The following is a 21,088-nucleotide window of genomic DNA, read 5'->3' on the forward strand; positions in this document are numbered from 1 at the left end:
TCGACTATTCGACGATGCTGACCAGAAGCTGTCCAGCTTGAACTGCCTCTCCCTGATGGACATAAATGGCAGCAACGGTACCGGTACTGATTGCCTTTTGATTAAACTCCATCTTCATACTCTCCTGAATTACCAGCGTATCTCCTTCGTTAATCTTCTGACCCACCTCGACCAGAATCTTCCACACACTACCCGGCATATCACTTCTTATCGCTACTGCTCCGTGAGGAATCTCCTGTTCTACAGACGATTCAGTAGTTTCCTGCTCAGACATATATTCAGCCAGTCCTAATCTTTTCCAGCTTTCCCGTTCCTCATTAAAAGCCTGCTGTTGCCGGCCGCGGAACTCTCCAGCAGTCTCTTCGATCGAATCCAAGAAATCCAAATATCCACCAAGATCAAAGGTAGTCTCTACAATATCCGCTTCAAAACGGCCATGCAGGAAATCCTCACGCAAAACCAGCAGCTCCTCCGCACTCACCGGATAAAAGCGAATCTGGTCGAAGAAACGTAACAACCACGGTTTATCCGGCTGGAAGCTTTCTGTCGAACGCAGCCGATTCCACATCTGAACCGTACGTCCAACGAATTGGTAGCCGCCTGGCCCCTCCATTCCGTATACACACATGTAAGCTCCACCTATGCCGACGGCATTCTCCGGGGTCCAGGTTCGGGCCGGATTATATTTCGTTGTGACCAGTCGATGGCGCGGATCGGTCGGTGTAGCTACGGGCGCACCCAGATAGACATCCCCTAACCCAAGTACTAGATAATTGGCCTCAAAAACAATTTTTTTCACTTCTTCCATACTGTCCAATCCATTGATCCGGCGGATAAAATCAATATTGCTCGGACACCAGGGTGCATCAGGACGCACATTATTCTGGTAACGCTCAATAGCAATCCGGGTAGCCGGATCATCCCAGGACAAAGGGAGATTCACAATACGCGAGGGTACGCGAATCGAGTCCAAGGAGGGAAGCTCACGGTCAATGCGAACAATAATTTGCGTGGCTTCCTTAACTGTCATTTGGGATAGGTCCAGATGAATCTGCAAAGAGCGGATGCCGGGTGTCAAATCTATGAGCGGGATTTCCCCATTATCCTGTATGGCTTGCATCAAGGTATGAACCTGGAATCGAAGCAGCAGATCCAGCTCCATAGCCCCGTACTCTACCAGTACATTGCTGTCACCGCTGCAGCGGATGGTAATCGGAAACTGGCGATTTCCTTCCTCATGGAAGAGGATCGGATAATTCTGCATAAATTCCCTGGATAGCTGCGGCAATCCAGGGAGCGGTAAGTCGGCAACCCGGTTATTTCCCAGAGCCTGCAGAAACTGCTCTTGGGAATCTCGCAACTCTTCAGCTTCTTCCAAGGTCAGTAGTTGAAAGTGAACCTTGTCCCCCGGGCGAAGCTGTCCAAGCTTCCAGAATTCCGCTGTAGCGGTAGTTACCGGACAGACAAAACCACCCAGACTTGGACCGTCAGGGCCAAGCAGAATCGGCATGTCACCCGTTAAATCAAGTGTACCTACAGCATATGCATTATCATGAATATTCGAAGGATGTAGTCCTGCCACGCCACCATCCTCCCGCGTCCAGAGTGGGGCCGGACCAATCAGGCGTACGCCGGTGCGCGAGCTATTGAAATGGACTTCCCATTCTGTTCCTGTCAACTGATCCAAGTACTCAGGACTAAGAAATTCCACTGTGCAATGCGGACCTGGGATTACGCCTATTGTTGGCGTACGGGAGAGTATCGGACGGCTCGCTGGCAATAAAGCTTCGCGAAGTACAGAAGGCTTCGAAGGCATAATACCCAGCACATCCCCCGTGCGGAGCGCCCTACCTCCATGCCCCCCAAACTTGCCTAGGGTGAATGTTGAAGAGCTGCCCATCACCTGCGGCATATCAAGTCCGCCTGCTAGCAACAAATAAGTGCGAATGCCCACTTTCGCCTCGCCAAACAACAAAGTCTGGCCTAGTCTGGCCTGGACCGGAGCCATCATCGGGACGAGTACTCCATCTAGGGTTGCACTCATATCCGCACCAGTGAGGCAGAACCAAACCTCACCACGGAACCGGTAGGAACCTCCTCGGAGCGTCATTTCTAACCCCGGAGCATGTTCTGGATTGCCCAGCAGCTTGTTGCCGATTCGGAACGACAGCGGGTCCATCGGACCACAGGGTGGAACACCGACATTCCAGTAGCCGATACGTCCTGGATGATCTTGAACGGTAGTTTGAACGCCTCCATCCAACACTTCAAGCGCATGCTCCGTTGGGGCAAATCCTTCGAGCAGGCGTGTGAACACGCGTCCAGCAAGAAATTCCTGTTCCTGGAGCAGTTCGGTAACATAGGATAAATTCGTCGTTACGCCGTAGAAGCGGCTTTCTTGCAGAGCAAGCACTAACTTATGAACCGCCTCTTCCCGATCCTGCCCATGAACAATAATCTTGGCCAGCATCGGATCGTACAGCGTTGTTACCTCTACGCCGTCAGTTACCCAAGTTTCATTACGTGCTTTGGCGGAGAGAACAACACGATCCAACTGTCCTGCACTGGGACGGAAATCGCGCAAACAATCTTCGGCGTAGATTCGTGCCTGAATGCTGTGTCCCTGCGGTGCAGGTACAAGGTTCTGCAATCCCTGCAGCTCATCCGCTGCTTCACGGACCATCCATTCCACCAGGTCTATACCCAACACTTCTTCGGTAACCCCGTGCTCCACTTGCAGACGTGTATTTACCTCCAAAAAATAGAAGGCTTCAGCCTCAGGATCATATAGAAATTCGACCGTTCCAGCACTGCGGTAACCTGCCGCCTGAGCCAGCTTACAGGCTGCATCAAGCAATTCAGTTCTTACTTTAAGAGGTAGGTTCGGAGCTGGTGTCTCTTCGACAACCTTTTGGTTGCGCCGCTGTATGGAACAGTCTCTTTCTCCAAGTACAGCAACTTCCCCGTAACGGTTCCCAAAGATCTGCACTTCAATATGGCGGGCCTTCGCTATATATTTCTCCACAAAAACTCCACCATTGTTAAAATTGGACTTTGCCAGATGGGTTACGGAAGCAAAGGCATCGCTTAGCTCCGACTCCCCCCAGCAAATACGCATCCCGATTCCGCCGCCACCGGCGGTGCTTTTCAATATCACAGGATATCCGATGGCATCCGCTTCTTGCAGTGCTTCTTTCAGTTCAATAAGCAAGCCGGTTCCCGGCAGCAGCGGAACACCTGTGGAAGCGGCGATTTCTCTTGCCGAATGCTTCAATCCGAATATCTCCATCTGCTCTGGAGTGGGACCGATGAAGACAATCCCTTCCTCTCGGCAGGCTCGGGCAAATTCTGCATTTTCACTTAAAAATCCATAGCCTGGATGAATCGCCTGCGCACCCGTCTGTTTGGCAATTTGCAGAATAAGTTCGGTATTCAGATAGCTGGTCTGTGGGGCACCCTCACCAATCAGAAATGCTTCATCAGCTCCATTTACATGAAGGCTGGCCTGATCCGCTTGGGTATACACCGCTACGGATGCAATACCCATAGCTTTAAGAGTGCGCTCAATACGAACGGCAATCGCACCTCTATTGGCGATTAGTACTTTAGTAAACATATTAACTCCCCCTCCCCTTATTCATGTTGTCATGTATTCCAGATCAAGATCCTGACCGGTGTAGGATTGTAGGCATTACAGGGATTATTCAACTGCGGGCAGTTGCTGATCAGCACCATTGCCCGGCGTTCAGCCTGCAGCTCCACATAACATCCAAGACCAGAGACTCCATCCTCAAAGGATAATCCTCCCTCTGGTGTCACTGGCACGTTCATAAAAAAATTAATATTGGGCGCTAAATCCTGTTTGCCGTATTTCGCCCCCTCTGGATGTCGCGAAAGCTCCAGCATAAAAGTATCGCGGCAATTATGCATATGCCCCTTCTCGTGCGCATAACGTACCGTGTTGCTCTGAGAAGAACATGCACCGCCAAGCGTATCGTGACGTCCACAGGTATCTGCTACTATCGTAGCCAATGGTATACCAGATTCCGTACGCAATACGGAACCCGTCGTAAGATAGATATTGCCCTGGGCAGTGATCGTCTGCACTGCACTATAATGATCCTCTGGATTATCGGCATCATACAGCAGCGTATCTGCCGCCTGATTCCCTTCCAAATCTATAATTCGCAGCACTTGTCCTGGAAGCAATTCCTTCATCCATCCATCTCCAGCAGAAACAACTTGATCATAGATCGCCTCTTTAGCTATCCGTTTACTTTCCACCCGTATGAATGCACTCATAATTCGTTCCTCCCTATCTTTATAATGAATACCTCAGTGCTGAAGCTTATAGTAGTCCCATGTATTCTCAAATGCCCGGCGGTTCTCCGGACAGTAATTCACACATTCATCATGAGCATCTACCGGTGCGGCTGGAAGAACTTCTATTTTCACAGGAACGGAAGGATAAGCAGTACTTGTATCTAATGGATTAGGTGTGTTGGATACCAGCAGCAGAACATCCATTTCAGTACGCAGGGTAATGCTCGCACCAGCTGTGCAGTGTCCAGATTCAAAATGCAGATTGCCTTCTTCATCGCAGAATACTTTGGAGAATAGATTTACCACAGGTGACAGATCCCTAACACCCAAACCGTTGCGCACAAGTTCTGTAGCCAAATTATCCTGTCCGCTGCGAAAGCGATCATTGCGTTGTTCTTGATAACGGCTCACACCATATTTCGCCTCCGTCACCGAACGTAGGATATAACCTCCAATAGGATCATGCCAGCCCAGATCATCCAGGATTATACTCGCCAACACACGGCCATTATCGCTCATCAGCACATTTCCTTGGGTTAGGTGGGCGGTATGCTGCGCTTTCAGTGTATCTGGCATATTGAAGTGCTCCGTTAAATCAAAGGCATTGAACAGCATCAGTGAGACATTCGCCCCCGGTTCCATGGCCGTAAAGCGTATTTGCTTACCCCGGCCAATTTTGCCGGACCATTTACCACCCGGATGCATCATTTCACTCCATATATCTTGTAGTTTCATTCCGCTCATCCCCTATCTTTCTATTATGGAAAAACAAAAAGGAGACATCACAAGACTAATGTCTTGATGATATCTCCCAGGTTTTTATCCTTCCGTGTCCGCTCCCCCTGCAGGGGAACTGTCTACTCTCGGACCAGACTCGGCACAGACACCGACGGAACCCTAGTAGACTAAATATTCAATTATTATTAACGTGAGTTAATATAACATTCATTTCTTTGAAGTGTCAAACAATAGTTTGGTTTAGGTAGTTAAAACGACTATTATCAACAACTTTCATCACTTTTCAGCATATTTTTCAGTAATTTTCAATAAAACCTTGTCAAATTATTTTATTCTGTGTTAGTATACGTAACATAAATCAAATATAAAACAGTTTACTAGGGTTCCGCCTGACAACAGGGACAGGTCCGAGAGTAAACCACAGAGCGTATTTCGATACTCCTGTGACACGGAGGGATAAAAACCCGGGAGATTATTTCATATAATCTTCCGGGTTTTTAATTTTTTCATAAATAAGGGAGGACAGAGAGCAAGACCTAGAATTAAAGAAAACACTACGTAAATAATACAATTAAACGGAGGTTACAAAAATGAAAACTAACAAAACAACAGGATTTTTCGTGCTTGCCATGTCCTCTCTGCTTGTCCTTGCCGGCTGTGGTAATGACACTTCTAATACTGCAGCAAATAATGCGGCTGCTACGAATTCACCAAGCGCAGAGGTCACTTCTTCAGCTGCACCAGCAGCAGACGATGTAACCATCCGCTTCGGCTTCAGTCCTTGGCTCGGCTCCGCAGGTGCTATTGTTGCCAATGAGAAAAAGATTTTTGCTGACAAAGGCGTTGATGTAGAGTTTGTACAAATGGAAGGCAATACGAGAGACGCATTTATGTCCGGCAAGCTCGACGCTGTAGTTCAATCACTGGATGCTGTCGTACAAATGAAAGCTAAAGAAGATCCGAAAGATCCAGTACAGGTTATTGCCGTAATCGACAGATCCAAAGGAGCAGATGGTATTATTGCTAACGCTGATATCGCTTCATTGGATCAATTGAAAGGCAAAAGCGTTGCTGTATCCATCGGTTCGGTTGCCCACTTCCTACTGCTGAACGCTCTGCAGACTGCTAACCTAAAAGAATCCGATGTGGAAATTGTCAATATGAACAACAATCTAGCTGGCTCAACCTTTATGGCTGGCCAAGTCGATGCCGCGGTTACTTGGGAGCCTTACTTGTCAGAAGCTGCCGCTAAAGGCGGGCACCTGCTGTATTCCACTGCCGAAGCACCAAACTTGATAGTAGATGCATTGGTGGTGAAGAAAAGCATGATCGACGAGCACCCGGATGCGGTAAAAGCTATGGTCGAGTCCTTTAATGAAGGTCTTGAATTGTTCAACACTACAGATGAAGGCAAGAAAATTGTAGCTGATGCATTAGGGATGGATGTTCCTGCAGTAGAGAGCACCATTACAACGCTGGATCTTACGACCTCCGCAGCTTCAAAAACGATGCTCGTTGATAACAAAGCTGAATGGGAAACAACTATGGATGGCTTCTCTGCATTCTTTTTGGATCAAAAGATTCTAACCGAAAAAGTTGATTCCGCAGGAATTATTAACGGCTTCCTATACGAGTAGTACAAAATCCAAGCGAATGTTGCTTGATAACACAATTAATTGGGGGACTGATTTAGAAATGGATAAGGAAACACGTAAAATAGTTGGGAATCCGGCATTGCTTATGATCGATCCACAGAAAGGGATTTACCGCTCACCCGCCAAAGATGTCGAAGCTTCGGTTGACGCATTGGAACGGGTACTGCTAGCAGCAAGAAAAGCTGAAATGCCCGTTATATTTTTTCAAGAGATTCATCGTAAGGAAATGGTTGATTACGGACGCGAGCTAGACGGAACTGAGAATATCCACTGTCTCGAAGGCTCTGAATACATTGATATTATTGACCGCTTACAGCCTATCGATGGTGAACATACGAATATCAAACGCCGATATAGCTGCTTCTTCGGAACCGACCTGGATATTCTGCTTCGAGGTCTTAATATCCAAACATTGATTATTGGTGGCTATTATACCGATGTCTGTGTGCATTATACTGCCGTGGATGCCCATCAGCATGATTATTATATTCGCGTAGTGCATGACGGTTGCCGGGGCTCCAGCGATGAAGCTCATGAAGCCTCCCTGAACGCAATCACCTATCTCCAGCACGCGTCTAAAACCAACTCCGATGAGATGGTGCCCCTGATTGAAGCTTGGGGATCAGCAAAGAAGACATCACTTTAGAGAAGTCGTTTAATGGAGGGGAGTTATAACCAGATGCAAAAAAAGAAGAAACATCAACTGTTCAAAATCCGCGGCGAAATTAGCCGCAAGGTATACATGATCACTGTTGTCGCCACTTTTGTCGGAATCCTCGCCCTATGGAGCTTGCTAAGCTATGGCAATCTGGTCAGCCCTACTTTCTTGCCTTCTCCGGGAAAAGTATGGGCTAGCATGGTCACAAACGTACAAAGTGGTGACTTTTGGGGGTATGTATGGATCAGCTTTTACCGTGTACTCATGGGGTATTTAATAACTTGTCTGCTCGCCATTCCGATCGGCATACTAGCTGGCACCTTCAAAATCGCTGAAGCCATCTTCGTGCCTGTTACCGAATTTATCCGCTATATGCCGGCAACAGCGTTTATTCCTTTGATTATAGTGTGGATCGGACTTGGTGAATCTGCTAAGATATCCGTTATTTTCGTCGGGTGCTTTTTCCAGATGGTGCTAATGGTCGCAGACAATGCCAAATCCGTCTCTGGAGAGCTGCTTCAAGCCTCGTACACACTGGGAGCCAGTAGATTTCAGGTTCTCCGCAAGGTGCTGTTTCCAGCACTACTGCCGGATCTGATGAACACCATGCGCCTGATTATGGGTTGGGCCTGGTCTTACTTGGTAGCAGCCGAGCTGTTCGCCACTAGCTCCGGTCTCGGATTCATGATCATGCGTGCACAGCGCTATATGCAGACTGAAGTTATTTTCCTCGGGATTCTCGTTATCGGGCTGCTGGGTCTTATCATCGACCGACTATTCGCTTTGATGAACAAGAAACTGTTCCCTTGGGCAGAAGGAGGCCGATAAGATGAGTACATCCGACAAGACCAGAAACCGTAAAATCATCGTAAACTCCTTATCCAAAAGTTATGTAACTAAAAAAGAGAGCTTTCTCGCACTCGATCATGTCAATGCTCATATTTACGAGAATGAATTTGTCACGCTTGTGGGCCCTTCGGGCTGCGGTAAATCTACCATCCTGCGAATTCTGGCTGGTTTGGAGGATGCATCCTCCGGATCTGCCTCAATATCGGGCAGAGAGATTGAAGGACCTGGCGCAGATCGGGGAGTCGTATTCCAATCCTATACGCTATTCCCTTGGTTATCCGTCCGTGACAATATTGAATTTGGGCTTTCCCTAAGAAATGTACCACGCAAGAAACGCAAAGAGATCTCTGACAAATATCTGGAGCTCGTGAATCTCGTGAATTTCGCCGATACCTATCCAAAACAGCTGTCTGGCGGTATGAAACAGCGAGTCGCCATCGCCAGAGCACTTGCCAACTCTCCTGAAATGCTGTTAATGGACGAGCCGTTTGCGGCGCTGGATGCCCAGACCCGGGGCGATATGCAAGAGCTGTTGCTTAATATTCAAAAACATGAGAAAGCCACGATTCTTTTTATTACCCATGATATTGAGGAAGCCATCTTTCTGTCAGAAAGGCTATATGTGATGAAGAGCCGGCCCGGCCGGATCGTCAGAGAAATCGAAATCCCGATGGAGATGCGGCAGAATAAGGAGCTTAAGGACTCTGAGCCGTTCATCAAGATCAAGAAAGAAATTGTTGATCTTCTGCATTCCTAATTTTCAAAGGATTGGGGTCTTTATGTCTATGATAACCAACACTTCTGTTAAAAGATTCTATGTACTGCTGTGCGGCTTCGAAATTCTGCCCCGGGGCATCTCCGTCCGTGGTGGAGATAACCGCATCATCATTGCCGAACCAATCTGCGCTTATCTAGCTGACACGGACTCCGGCTGGATTCTATTCGACACAGGTATCGATGCAGCAAGGATTCATGATCCGGCGCTGGCAAAAGAATATTATACTGACCGCGGCTGGACTACGTTGCCTGTGGTTGGACCGTCTCACTCGTTCATTGGGCAGCTAGAGGAGCTCGGCATTCAACCAGAAGACATCAAGCACGTGGTGCTATCACATATGCATGCGGATCATACAGGCTACCTTAAGCTTTTCCGCCATGCGACAATCATTGCCCAGCAAGCAGAGATTGAATACGCACTCCATACACCGCCGCTACTGGGAAATATCATAGAAGACTATAGCTTTCCAGATCTCCATTGGCAGCTTATTGAAGGGGATTATGAACTAGCCCCCGGCGTATTGCTCCTTTCCACACCAGGACATACGCCGGGACATCAATCGGCACTTATAACCTTACCGAGCGGTGAACGTCTGGTGCTTACTTTTGATGCAGGCGATTTTCTGGAAAACTTTGAGCAGGAAATTCTGCCAGGTTCATCTAGCGATGATGAGCAAGCGCTGGCGTCGATCCTCCGCTTGAAGTCATTGGCGGCCGAACCTAGCAGCACTTTGTTCCCGCTGCATGATCCCAACTTCATCCAGACCGCCAAACTGGCTCCACAATATTATGAATAGCGTCATGTCCACTAAGGAGCTGTAATGAGTTGAAGTCACTTTCACCAAGCACTGCTAGTGTGCCCTTATGGCCGATCATGACTGCAGTCTTCTGCAGTGTGTTCATATCCAATCTGAATACCAGCACGGTCAATCTGGCCGTCCCTACATTGATCAAGGCCTTCCATTCCGACATGTCCATCGTGCAGTGGGCGCTCACTGGCTACATGATGGCTATCGGAATCGGCTCACCCATGGCCGGATTTCTCATCTCCCGTTATGGCAATAAAAAAGTTTACGCCACTACCCTGATTGGATTCTCTCTGGCCTCGCTGCTCTGTTCGCTGGCCTGGAGCCCTCTCTCTTTGATTGGGGCGCGGGTTATTCAAGGGGGCTGTGCCGGCTTGATGCTCCCGGTCACCCTTACGCTGCTCTACCGTACGGTGGATCGTAAACAGCAGCCTATGGCAGTCAGCCTATGGGAAGCCGCCGGGTGGCTTGGCCCCGCACTGGGACCGGTCGTTTCCGGCATCTGCCTGCAATATTTGAGCTGGCGCTGGCTATTCTTACTAAATATGCCGCTGCTGATCCTGTCCATTGTGTTGGTGCTCCGTTATGTGCCAGCAAGTGTTGGAGACCATTCAAAAAGGCTGGATAAACTCAGTGCAGTGCTCTCCAGCACAGGCAGCTTTACCGTGCTGCTCTCCTTTAGCAGAGCCTCGGCCTGGGGGCTCCTGAATATCAAAACACTTCTGCTGCTAGCGGTAGGAATATTGCTGCTGGTTCTTTTTGTCAGACGCCAATTGCATGCAGATAACCCGCTGCTGGAATTTCGTGTCTTTCGTTATCGTCCATATGCCATCAGTGTTCTAATGCTCGGCCTGATCAATGCTGCCTTATTTGCGGTAGTTTATTTCGTGCCTTACTTTCTGCAGACGGCGCAAGGTCTTCGAGCAGCCGATACCGGACTCATTATGCTGCCCTCATCCGTTATTACGGTGCTGCTTCTCCCGCTGGTAGGCAAGCTTTATACGAAGTTGGGTCCCATGAAGCTGGCAGGTACCGGAATCTCGCTTATGATCCTGGCAACCTGGATGCTCTCCCACATTAACGTAGATACCAGTAGCGGTACGGTTATTCTCTGGACCGTTACTCGTAACATTGGGATCGCCTTCTCCTCCATGCCGCTGATGAATGCCGGACTCTCGGGCGTGTCTGACTCTCTGATTGGTTATGCGACATCTATGACCAGCTGGGTACGCCAGTGTATGGGTTCCCTATCTATTGCGATATTGACCGCTTATTATACGTGGAGAACCATCAGTTATTCCGGTACAACAGCTGCAGTCGCTGAATCTACTGCAGCTGTTACGTACGGTGTACATCACGTATTCCTGTTGGTCACTTTACTACTGGTCTGCATGCTCCCGTTAGTGCTCATTTTCAAGAAAAAGGTTCCGTCCGTATAGAACAAGGAGACAGAATCATAATCTCCATGTATAAATAGGATTTAGACAGTAAGAAGGTGTTCGAGGCTCATGGCGTCCGAACACCTTTTTACTGTCTACTTTTAAACATCAAACCTCAAATATCCTTCTTCAGATAGTAATGCGAATAACCACCCGCATTATTAATCGTTCCATACACTTCATAACCTAACTTTTTATAGAAATCCAGAGCTTGAAAGCTTAAAGTTCAAACACAGGTTCACCTCTTGATATCTGCCTCTTAACTCACTCGGAAAATGCATGAAGTTAAACTCGAAAATTTTATCTCTCACATAGGTTTTGTCAGCAGTAGTGGATTTATTAGTAATGTATAATTCCATACTTTTCATGCTCCTTTTGAATTTGTGATTTTATGTATGATAATGCCAGAAGAACCGTGCCATCCTTAGCTAACTTGCCCAGGACAATACGGTTCTTCTGTTTATATCAATCATTTCTTATACAATCTATCTTCCGCCACCGCGAAACTTCTGCGAATGGTTCTTCACATCCTGAGCATTCTTGACGCGGTTACGGGCCCATTCCAGCAAGATCCGGTCAATATAGCGGAAATGAATCTTCCCCGCAAATACCGATTCCTTCAGAGCTAACAGAATCAGCTCCTCCGGGTACCGGTCCTGATCAACCCAATTGGAGATGGTCTCACATTCCATTGGAGACAACGGACGCCCGAATTCCTTCTCAAAAATACTGAATAAGCTGCGGCTTTCTTCATCATCCTTACTCTGTGTAGGTGAGGTAGGCCTGCCGTATCCACCCTCTGGAGCAGTTGCTCCGGAATAATGGGCGGCGGCTCGGAGACCCGGTGAATTACCGGCTCCTTTGTCCTTAACCTCCTGTGCATTCTCTTTTGCTGCTTGCGCCAGAAAAGCACCCAACTTTCCGTATAATCCGGTAAAATTGTAGCGTTCATAATGAATGTCTCTCAGCTCGTCATTATCTCCATCGATGCTGAGAAAACCTTCCTTCATGAGCTTCTGCAATTCTCCCGCAATCACGGTGATGCTGCGGCCAGTTACGACCTGCAGCTCCTCCAGAGAAGGGAACTCAATGCCCTCCACCTGCCGAAAAGATAGTAGATGGATCAGCAGCATAGCCTCACTGCCGCCTAAACCCAGCTTCCGGTAATGCTTCAGTAGTGCGTAAGGAATGACGGCCATCCCGTTCTCCAAGCCGAAGGAGACTCCTTCGCCCCAGTTAGTCCATTCTTTGCCGTCCATGTGCGTCCCCCTTTGGTTCCCTTACGGGTAGAGACGATACAACGTACGAGGGAACGGAATGGTCTCGCGCACATGGTCTAGACCACAAATCCAGGCCACTGTGCGTTCAAGTCCAAGACCGAAACCCGAGTGAGGCACAGATCCATAAGTACGCAGATCCATATACCACTTGTATGAGTCCATTGAAAGATTATGTTCTTTAAAGCGTTCTTCCAGCAACGCCGGATCATCAATACGCTGCGAACCACCAATAATCTCTCCGTAACCTTCAGGAGCGATCATATCCGCGCACAATACCACTTCCGGACGATCCGGATGCGGCTTCATGTAGAAGGCTTTAAATGATGCCGGATAGTGAGTGATAAATACAGGCGTATCATTCTCTTCAGCGATCGCTGTTTCATGTGGCGCACCAAAATCCTCACCCCAAGCGATTTCAAAACCCTTCTCATTCAGGAACTTGATCGCATCATCATAGGTAATGCGCGGGAAAGGCGCTTTGATCAGCTCCAACTTGGATGTATCGCGGCCAACCGCCTCAAGCTCGGCGCGGCAGTTCGTCAGTACAGATTGCACAATATAGCTGATGAACTCCTCTTGAACCTGCAGACTTTCTTCGTGATCGGTAAAAGCCATTTCCGGCTCAATCATCCAGAACTCGATCAAGTGACGGCGCGTCTTCGATTTCTCCGCACGAAAGGTAGGTCCGAAAGAATATACACGGCCCAGTGCCATTGCCGCAGCTTCCATATACAACTGTCCACTTTGCGTCAAATAGGCATCTTCTTCAAAATACTTCGTGTGGAACAGGTTGGTTGTTCCCTCTGCTGAGGTAGGGGTCAAAATCGGTGGATCTACAAGTGTAAATCCATTCGTATCAAAATACTGCTGAATCGCCCGAATAATTTCCGCACGAATAACCAGCACTGCCCGCTGTTTCACAGAACGAAGCCAGAGATGACGGTGGTCCATCAAAAAGTCAACGCCATGCTCCTTCGGAGTAATGGGATAGTTCTCGGTTAAATGATAAATCTCTATTCCGGTTACTGTCATTTCAAAGCCCGAATTACTGCGGGGTTCTTCGCGAATGATTCCGGTCACATATAAGGAGCTTTCCTGAGTGAGGCTCTTGGCATCATTCCATACTTCCTCAGATACTTCCGATTTCACTACAACACCCTGAATATAACCCGTACCATCGCGAAGCTGCAGGAACTGAATTTTGCCGCTGGAACGTTTGTTATTTACCCAACAACCGATAACAACACTTTCTCCGACATGTTCATTCACGTTCTTGATAACACTCTTGTTAGCCATGCCTGCTGATCTCTCCTCTGAATTAACTATTAATTCCTTGCACAATACGGTGTGTATCGCGTGCAATGACAAGCTCTTCGTTTGTCGGCACTACAAGCACCTGTACCTTGGAATTAGCCGTAGAGATACGGCGCGGATCGCCAGAGCGAACTTTATTAGCTGCAGGATCCAGTTCAATTCCAAGGAAAGTCAGATTATTCAGTACTTTTTCACGCAATAGTGCCGCATTCTCGCCAACACCAGCTGTAAATACGATCACATCTACACCGTTCATGGCTGCAGCGTAAGAACCGATATATTTACGCAGACGGTATTCATACATTTCAAAAGCAAGCATAGAATTTGGCTCGCCTTTCTCTGCACCTTCAATAATATCACGCATGTCGCTGCTGGAGCCAGAAATGGCCAAGAGACCACTGTGTTTGTTAAGCATAGAGTTAACCTCGCCTACGGACAGCTCCATCTTATTCATTACATAAGGGACAATTGCCGGGTCAAGATCGCCACTACGCGTACCCATCATTAATCCTTCCAATGGTGTCATTCCCATAGAGGTATCTACGGATACTCCACCTTGAACTGCCGTCACGCTGGCACCATTACCGATGTGACAGGTAATGATCTTCAGATCATTCAGCGGAAGCTCCAGATATTCTGCTGCAGCCTTGCTGACGAAATCATGGGATGTGCCGTGTGCGCCATAACGGCGAACCTTGTATTTATTGTACAGCACTCTCGGAATAGCATACATATAGGCCTTCTCAGGCATTGTTTGATGGAACGCAGTATCAAATACAACCACTTGCGGTACACCAGGCATGTTGATTTCAGTTGCTGTAATCCCCATCATAGCTGCGGGGTTATGCAACGGTGCAAGGTCAATCAATTGACGGATTTTTGTCTTGGCGTCAGCATCTACAATCGATGACTCCTTGAAGAATTCTCCGCCGTGTACAACACGGTGGCCTACAGCATTAATCTCATCTGTAGATTCCAGAACTCCATGTACTTTGTCTGTCAGACAAGCAAGAACTTTACGAATCGCTGTATTGTGCTCCAGGATTTCGCTTACTTCTGTTACTTCCTGTTTACCAGTTGGTTTATGAGTCAGAATAGAGGAATCCATCCCAATGCGTTCTACCAAACCTTTAGCCAGAACAGATTCATCGGTCATATTATAAAGCTGATATTTAAGTGAAGAACTGCCTGAGTTAATAACTAGAATATTCATACACGGTCACCATCCTTGTCGTACTTGAAGAATCCTTCGCCTGACTTCATACCCAGCTGTCCTGCACGCACCATCTTTTTGAGAATGGTCGAAGGACGATATTTCAGTTCGCCAAACTCGCGGAACATCCGTTCCAACGCAGCCAGCACCGAATCAAGGCCGAAATGGTCAGCCATTTCAAGCGGTCCATATTGGAATTGGTAGCCCATGCGCATAGCGTCATCAATATCTTCCGCTGTAGCAACGCCCTCTTGCAGCACATGCATAGCTTCATTGATGAACAGACAAATAAGACGTGAAGTTACAAATCCCGGGGATTCATAGATCATTACGCCTTTTTTCTCAACAATCTCATCAACAAAGGCTTTCGTGTCTTCAAAAGTAGCATCTGAGGTTTTCAGTCCACGTACAATTTCAACAAGATCCACTTTGGCTACTGGATATATGAAATGCATACCGATTACGCGCTCCGGATATATTGTAGAGCTTGCAAGTTCCGTCAAGCTAAGCGTTGACGTATTGCTGGCAAGAATAACATGGCTCGGACACACCTGATCGAGCTGATTGAATACTTTTTGTTTTGCTTCCAAATCTTCGGTAATGGTTTCGATGACCATATCGCAAGAGCTAAGCTCAGCGAAATGTGTCACTTTTTCGATACGGCTAAGGATTAGCTTCTTCTCAGCTGCAGTAATCGCCCATTTCTCCATTTGTTTATCAAGGCTTGCCTCGATCATTTCATAAGAATAGTTTAATCGTTCCTCTGTTTTCTCCACCAGCATTACATCCAAACCCTTGGCTGCTAGCATTTCGGAAATACCTTGTCCCATCGTGCCACCGCCGATGACACCAATTTTCTTAAAATTCATAAAAAAGTCTCCATCCTTTCAGGTATCTATACTTTTGTATTGTACCTTGTCTGTCGTAAAGATTTATATAGCCCGACATATAATGATATCTTAGCATGTCTGAAAAGTAAAAAAAAATAACCGGCATAAAGAATTATGCCGGTAAAAGGACACTGTCACTAAATTGACAACGAAATTGCTCTCCAGAGAGGACTTCTTCCTTCATTAAGATGTCAAGGGAGTAATCGAACACATTTCTCTGCTTCTCCAGCAGCTCATGCGTACGAGCCATCAGTTCATCCAATATTTTACTATTCTCTTTCATAAGCTCTTCCGTGGTGACCATTTGCAGATTCGCAATCCCCAGTGAGGTTAGTCCTGATTTCATCATCGTCTCCACAATATTCAGCGCCTGATCAAAGTCTCCACGGGAACCGGTACTTCGCCCACCGTAGAATATTACTTCAGCGGCGGCTCCACCAAGAGCGATCATAATCTGATCTTCCAAATAATTCTTGGTATACAAATACTGCTCTTCCTGCGGATTATGACGAACATATCCCAGTGCTTCTCCACGCGGAGTCAGTGTAACCTGGCTGACACTTCCGGGACGTAGCATCTCGGCCATGATAGCATGTCCCAATTCATGAATAGCGACCCGTTTCTTTTCTTCATGATTGGTTTCACGGTCCGTCTTCTCGCCCATCATCACCTTGTCAATGGCCATCGACAGATGGCGTTGCTCTACTTCTATCAGGTTTTCGCGCATCATATAGATGGCCGCCTCATTCATGACACTTTCGAGCTGGGCACCGGAGAAGCCATAAGCTTCCTCGGCAATTTTGTCGAGGCTTACATCGTCACGCAGCGGCTTGTTCTTGGCATGCAGATCAAGAATCGATTTACGACCTTTTTTATCAGGCATATCCACTTGAATGTGACGATCAAACCGCCCCGGACGCAGCAGTGCTGTATCGAGCATTTCTTTACGGTTCGTTGCTGCAACCAGCAGAATACGCGGAGCTTCGTTATTAAATATGCCGTCCATTTCGGTTAACAGCTGATTCAAAGTTTGATCATATTCACGCTGCTGACCACCCTCGCGCTTGCCGCCGATAACATCAATTTCATCAATAAAAATAATGGCACTTTCTTTGTTTTCCTTAACCGCCCGAGCGCGGGCATCCTTGAATAAATCACGAATACGTCCGGCACCCACACCAACATACATTTCCACAAACTCACTGCCCGCTGCAGCTACGAATACAGAATTCGTGTAATGTGCTGCGGCTCTAGCCATTAACGTCTTACCGGTTCCCGGAGGGCCTGTAAGCAAGATGCCTTTTAGTGGACGAATCCCGAATTTACTGATTTCTTCGTGTCGGATCAGAAAATCCAGCGCTTCACGGAGTTCCTGCTTTGCACTATCCTGACCGCCAATTTCATCAAAGGTAAGCTTGGATGGTCCGTTCTTCTTACGTTTTTTCTCCGCTCCGGCACTCACGGTCATGCCGCCACGTAAATGGGTAATAAGTAGAAGTGCACCGACCATTCCTCCGGCGATAACTATAGGAAAAATATTAACACCAATAAACGCCATGAAAATCAACAATACAGGAATAAATCCCACAAAAGCTTCTTTCAACCACTTAGGCATTATTCCATACCCCCATCGTTCCCGGTTGTCGCGGTAAAATGATGAATTTGCTCTCTTTACCGACACTTAAGCTTACATAGACATTATTGTCGTCGATTTCCGTCGTAGCGATCACATCGTTATATTTCGAGTATTGCTCCTTCAATCCATCAAGTTTAGCAGGTATTAGTGTATACTTTCGGCTTTCCATTGCTTCTGCAACCGAGAACATGGCTTTATCCCAATATTCATCTATTAATGTGTTGGAATGCTGATCAACATCAAGCTTCAGTGTACGAGCACCGATTACTGACTTCCCTTCGGTAGACACATATTGAACCAGTTCACGCAATTTCGTGCCCGGCTGCAAATCCAGTTTCAATGTGACCTCGTTACGGTTAATAGTAATATGTGAACTGTTAACACCTTGGTATCCTGCCACAATCTTTTGGAGCGGCTCTTGAATGACAAACTGACGATATAGAAACCACCCACCGAACAACAGGGCAGCCGACAGCAGTGACGTTAGCAGTACAGGAACAATACGCAATTTCAAGAAACGTCCTCCTCTCAAAGATCACAATCAATAGATTTAAGAACGATTAATAATAGCGTGTCCAGCGCTAATCCGAGACTAGCATGCTCTTAGGCATGCATCAATACAAGTAATAGTATATCATAGGTGTATATACGAAATCGGAAGAAGATGTGAATTTATTTAAAATTTTTAATACTAATTCCTTCCTATTTGAGGCTCTCCTTTCAGCTATTATCGACAGCATCGTTCTCGAATCTTCCTAATCAAGATATATTTTGATCTATCTATTGGATATACATAAATCCGCAGGATATTACAGAGATTGATCTAATTACAATACTACTAGTGGCAGACGGAAAAATCAAAAAAACAGCAAGTCTCCCAATTATGGGTGACTTGCTGTTTTGACGTTGTGTACTTTAACGTGGAATATTTCCTCAGTTGTCTCACAACTTAACGATTAGGCAGACTGTAGCCTTCTCCAATCGGACTTCCATCAGAAAAACGGTAGAATTGATAATAGTAACGTTTGCCCTGCTCATAGAAGAGCTGCCAAGCATACTCTCCGTTATATACGCCCGGCAGCAGCCGCTCAATCTTAATATCCGGCAACTGAGCAGTGATAATTGCGCGAATTTGCTGCTCTGAGGTTCCCTTACTCAGTTCTTCCCCGTAAACGGCGTTGTCGCCATCAGCAACCTTACCCTCTACTGTAAAGCGTACCCAGACCATCATCGCGGTTCCAGCTTCATTCTTCCCCGTAAGAACCCAATACACCGAGTTTTCATCCCACACTGATTTCTGTGCCTTCGATACCTCTGTCAGTCCGGTACGCGTTCTGGCAACGTCCTCAGCGGCGTCCCGCTCGTTCCATTGATCTTTCATGATGTAGGCATAGAACTGACTAAGTCCGACCAGAAGGAGCAGAATGAGGGCCGAGCCCAGCAGGATCCATTTTCTCCTATTCTTCAAGCTGCAGCTTCCTTTCGTATATTTAGTTCAGACAACTAAGAAGTACATGTCAGTTACCGCTTCAACAGACCCTCAAAGGATTCCTGTGCCTTGCGGCAGATGGCTTCCTCATCAAGCGTCAGACATTCACCGTGCTTCACAACCTGCTTGCCATTGATCCAGACATGCTCCACATCTCTGGCACTGGCTGAGTAGACAGCATGAGAGAGCAAATCCGTGTGCGGCAGCAGATGGGGCTGGTCAATATCCAGTGCAATGAAATCTGCTTTCATTCCAGCAGCAAGTCTGCCCACCTTATCTAGAAAGATCGACTTTGCCCCATACTCCGTAGCCATACGCATGGCTTGTGGAGCAGGTACAGCTGTTGGATCACCACTTACACCTTTATGAATGAGTGCTGCAAGCCGCATTTCCTCGAACATATCCAGATTATTATTGCTTGCTGCGCCATCCGTACCTAAGGATACCTTTACACCTGCATTAAGGAGATCTGTAACGCGAGCCACTCCGCTGGCCAGCTTCAGGTTGCTACCGGGATTATGGGAGACGCCCACATTATGGCGGGATAGAATTCCGATTTCTTCATCGTTCAGATGAACAGCATGCGCTACAAGTGATGGGCGAGTGAACATACCCAGCTTCTCCAGATGCGCTACAGGCCGCAAGCCGTAATCCGCTATGTTCTGCTCCACTTCGCGTTTCGTCTCCGACATATGTGTGTGCATCGGCAAATCCAAATCATGAGCTGCTTGCACAAACTTCACAAAAAAGTCCGGTGGGCAAGTGTACGGTGCGTGTGGCGACATCATAGTTGTGATTCTACCCTCAGCCTTGCCGTGCCAGTTGCGGGCAAACGCAATAGCTTCTGCAAGCTTTTGATTCTGCACCTCTTCAGAACACAGACCAATTACTCCACGCATCAGAACAGCACGAATGCCTGATAGCTCAACAACTTCGGCAACCCGGTCCATATGATCATACATATCCAGGAAAGTGGTTGTGCCACCTTTCAACATTTCCAGCACAGATAGTGAAGTGCCCCAGTACACATCGTCTCCAGTGAACTTCTCTTCCATCGGCCACATTTTCTCCTGAAGCCATACCTGCAGCGCCAGATCATCTCCGTATCCGCGCAGCAAGGACATCGCTGTATGTCCGTGTGTATTCACAAGTCCCGGCATAAACAGGAGGCGACTACCGTCAACGATTTGTACACCCTCTTCAGACAGGGGTTCCTCTTCACCTATGTAAGAGATTAAATCATCTTCTATAGTCATATACCCACTCAGAACAGGCTTAATTGCTCCCGGTACGAGAAAACGCCCATTTTTGATAACAGTCTTATTGTTTGCCATCTTCAATCTCTTCCCTTCCATCTTGTAAATAATAGGCCAGACTCTGCAAATCCGTAGTAAAATCAGCCGCATGAATGCGCACATAAGAAGGCGTCTTCAAAATAACCGGTGCGAAATTCAGAATCGCTTCGATTCCTGATGCAACCAAAATGTCAGCCACATTCTGTGCTTCAAAATCCGGAACAGTAATAATCCCGATGCGGATTCCCTGCTTGCGGATGGTACTTTCCAGTTCTTCCATAGGTTGAACGGTCAAGGAGTGAATTTGTTGACCTACCTTGGGTGCAAAGGAGTCAAACACCGCTGTTATCTTCATCGTGTCTTTCAAGTAAGCATTGTAATTGGACAACGCATGTCCGAGATTACCGGCACCTACCAGAGCTACGTTAATTTGCTGGTCCAACTTCAAGATGTGGCGGATCTTCTCAATGAGATAGGATACGTCGTAACCAATCCCTTTTCTGCCAAAATCGCCAAAATAAGCCAGATCCTTGCGGATCTGAGCCGGGTTAAGATCTAATTTTTGACCAAGCTCCTGAGAAGAAACTGTGGGAATTTCACGTTTTTGGAGATCATTCAGGAAACGCAGGTACACTGGCAGCCTGCGAACCACAGCCTCCGATATTTTATTATCCGATTTCATGTTTTCTCCTCCTAATTTAAAATACAGTTCCTATATTGTTGATT

Annotated in this window: 18 protein-coding genes, 1 pseudogene and 2 riboswitches; of the genes and pseudogenes, 6 read left to right on the plus strand and 13 right to left on the minus strand. The window is 47.2% G+C overall.

Annotation, left to right across the window (positions count from 1 at the left end):
• Positions 1–4 precede the first annotated feature (4 nt).
• The 3 genes from uca to GJB61_RS09990 are packed head-to-tail and all read right to left on the minus strand — an operon-like array spanning position 5 to position 5,058.
• Complete coding sequence (gene uca, locus GJB61_RS09980; RefSeq protein ID WP_154118368.1) at positions 5–3,616, minus strand: urea carboxylase; 3,612 nt, start codon at positions 3,614–3,616, stop codon at positions 5–7.
• A gap of 29 nt (positions 3,617–3,645) precedes the next feature.
• A complete protein-coding gene (locus GJB61_RS09985; RefSeq protein ID WP_154118369.1) occupies positions 3,646–4,302 on the minus strand; it encodes an urea amidolyase associated protein UAAP2 in 657 nt (218 codons plus the stop codon).
• A gap of 33 nt (positions 4,303–4,335) precedes the next feature.
• The gene (locus GJB61_RS09990) at positions 4,336–5,058 is read right to left on the minus strand and encodes an urea amidolyase associated protein UAAP1 (RefSeq protein WP_154118370.1); all 723 of its coding nucleotides are present in this window, start codon (positions 5,056–5,058) and stop codon (positions 4,336–4,338) included.
• Between the two features lie 71 nt (positions 5,059–5,129).
• Positions 5,130–5,235, minus strand: a riboswitch (guanidine-I (ykkC/yxkD leader).
• Positions 5,236–5,427: 192 nt separating this feature from the next.
• Positions 5,428–5,534, plus strand: a riboswitch (guanidine-I (ykkC/yxkD leader).
• Positions 5,535–5,651: 117 nt separating this feature from the next.
• Here GJB61_RS09990 and GJB61_RS09995 point away from each other — a divergent pair.
• Genes GJB61_RS09995 through GJB61_RS10020 form a run of 6 tightly spaced genes read left to right on the plus strand, consistent with a single transcriptional unit; the run spans position 5,652 to position 11,245 of the window.
• On the plus strand, positions 5,652–6,698 hold the full coding sequence (locus tag GJB61_RS09995; RefSeq protein ID WP_154118371.1) for an ABC transporter substrate-binding protein: 1,047 nt from the start codon (positions 5,652–5,654) through the stop codon (positions 6,696–6,698).
• Between the two features lie 58 nt (positions 6,699–6,756).
• Complete coding sequence (locus GJB61_RS10000; protein WP_154118372.1) at positions 6,757–7,362, plus strand: cysteine hydrolase family protein; 606 nt, start codon at positions 6,757–6,759, stop codon at positions 7,360–7,362.
• Positions 7,363–7,395: 33 nt separating this feature from the next.
• On the plus strand, positions 7,396–8,202 hold the full coding sequence (locus GJB61_RS10005) for an ABC transporter permease (protein WP_154118373.1): 807 nt from the start codon (positions 7,396–7,398) through the stop codon (positions 8,200–8,202).
• A 1-nt stretch (position 8,203) separates the two neighbouring features.
• On the plus strand, positions 8,204–8,980 hold the full coding sequence (locus GJB61_RS10010) for an ABC transporter ATP-binding protein (protein ID WP_154118374.1): 777 nt from the start codon (positions 8,204–8,206) through the stop codon (positions 8,978–8,980).
• Between the two features lie 22 nt (positions 8,981–9,002).
• The gene (locus GJB61_RS10015) at positions 9,003–9,797 is read left to right on the plus strand and encodes an N-acyl homoserine lactonase family protein (RefSeq protein WP_154118375.1); all 795 of its coding nucleotides are present in this window, start codon (positions 9,003–9,005) and stop codon (positions 9,795–9,797) included.
• A gap of 29 nt (positions 9,798–9,826) precedes the next feature.
• Positions 9,827–11,245, plus strand: a complete 1,419-nt coding sequence (locus GJB61_RS10020; RefSeq protein ID WP_154118376.1) for a DHA2 family efflux MFS transporter permease subunit — start codon at positions 9,827–9,829, stop codon at positions 11,243–11,245.
• 115 nt (positions 11,246–11,360) lie between these two features.
• On the opposite strand, the pseudogene GJB61_RS31615 reads toward GJB61_RS10020, so the two are convergent.
• From GJB61_RS31615 to GJB61_RS10065, 10 genes and pseudogenes are all read right to left on the minus strand, one after another.
• Positions 11,361–11,604, minus strand: a pseudogene (locus tag GJB61_RS31615) (hypothetical protein).
• 126 nt (positions 11,605–11,730) lie between these two features.
• Positions 11,731–12,504: a DnaD domain-containing protein gene (locus GJB61_RS10025; RefSeq protein WP_154118377.1), complete on the minus strand. Its 774-nt coding sequence runs from the start codon at positions 12,502–12,504 to the stop codon at positions 11,731–11,733.
• Between the two features lie 21 nt (positions 12,505–12,525).
• Positions 12,526–13,821, minus strand: a complete 1,296-nt coding sequence (gene asnS, locus GJB61_RS10030) for an asparagine--tRNA ligase (protein ID WP_154118378.1) — start codon at positions 13,819–13,821, stop codon at positions 12,526–12,528.
• 22 nt (positions 13,822–13,843) lie between these two features.
• On the minus strand, positions 13,844–15,052 hold the full coding sequence (locus GJB61_RS10035) for an acetate/propionate family kinase (protein ID WP_154118379.1): 1,209 nt from the start codon (positions 15,050–15,052) through the stop codon (positions 13,844–13,846).
• Positions 15,049–15,921, minus strand: coding sequence for a 3-hydroxyacyl-CoA dehydrogenase family protein (locus tag GJB61_RS10040; RefSeq protein WP_154118380.1), 873 nt, complete (start codon positions 15,919–15,921; stop codon positions 15,049–15,051). Before GJB61_RS10040 ends, GJB61_RS10035 begins: the two co-directional genes overlap by 4 nt.
• 133 nt (positions 15,922–16,054) lie before the next feature.
• A complete protein-coding gene (locus tag GJB61_RS10045; RefSeq protein ID WP_154118381.1) occupies positions 16,055–17,557 on the minus strand; it encodes an AAA family ATPase in 1,503 nt (500 codons plus the stop codon).
• Positions 17,550–18,092: a hypothetical protein gene (locus GJB61_RS10050; protein ID WP_154118382.1), complete on the minus strand. Its 543-nt coding sequence runs from the start codon at positions 18,090–18,092 to the stop codon at positions 17,550–17,552. Before GJB61_RS10050 ends, GJB61_RS10045 begins: the two co-directional genes overlap by 8 nt.
• Before the next feature lie 435 nt (positions 18,093–18,527).
• Positions 18,528–19,046, minus strand: coding sequence for a cell wall elongation regulator TseB-like domain-containing protein (locus GJB61_RS10055; RefSeq protein WP_154118383.1), 519 nt, complete (start codon positions 19,044–19,046; stop codon positions 18,528–18,530).
• Between the two features lie 53 nt (positions 19,047–19,099).
• Entirely contained in the window at positions 19,100–20,401 is a 1,302-nt protein-coding gene (locus GJB61_RS10060) for an amidohydrolase (protein WP_154118384.1), read from the minus strand.
• Complete coding sequence (locus GJB61_RS10065; protein WP_154118385.1) at positions 20,388–21,044, minus strand: redox-sensing transcriptional repressor Rex; 657 nt, start codon at positions 21,042–21,044, stop codon at positions 20,388–20,390. Before GJB61_RS10065 ends, GJB61_RS10060 begins: the two co-directional genes overlap by 14 nt.
• Positions 21,045–21,088: the final 44 nt, after the last annotated feature.

It is taken from the genome of Paenibacillus monticola (assembly GCF_009664975.1).
In the GTDB taxonomy this organism is placed as follows: domain Bacteria; phylum Bacillota; class Bacilli; order Paenibacillales; family Paenibacillaceae; genus Paenibacillus_AQ; species Paenibacillus_AQ monticola.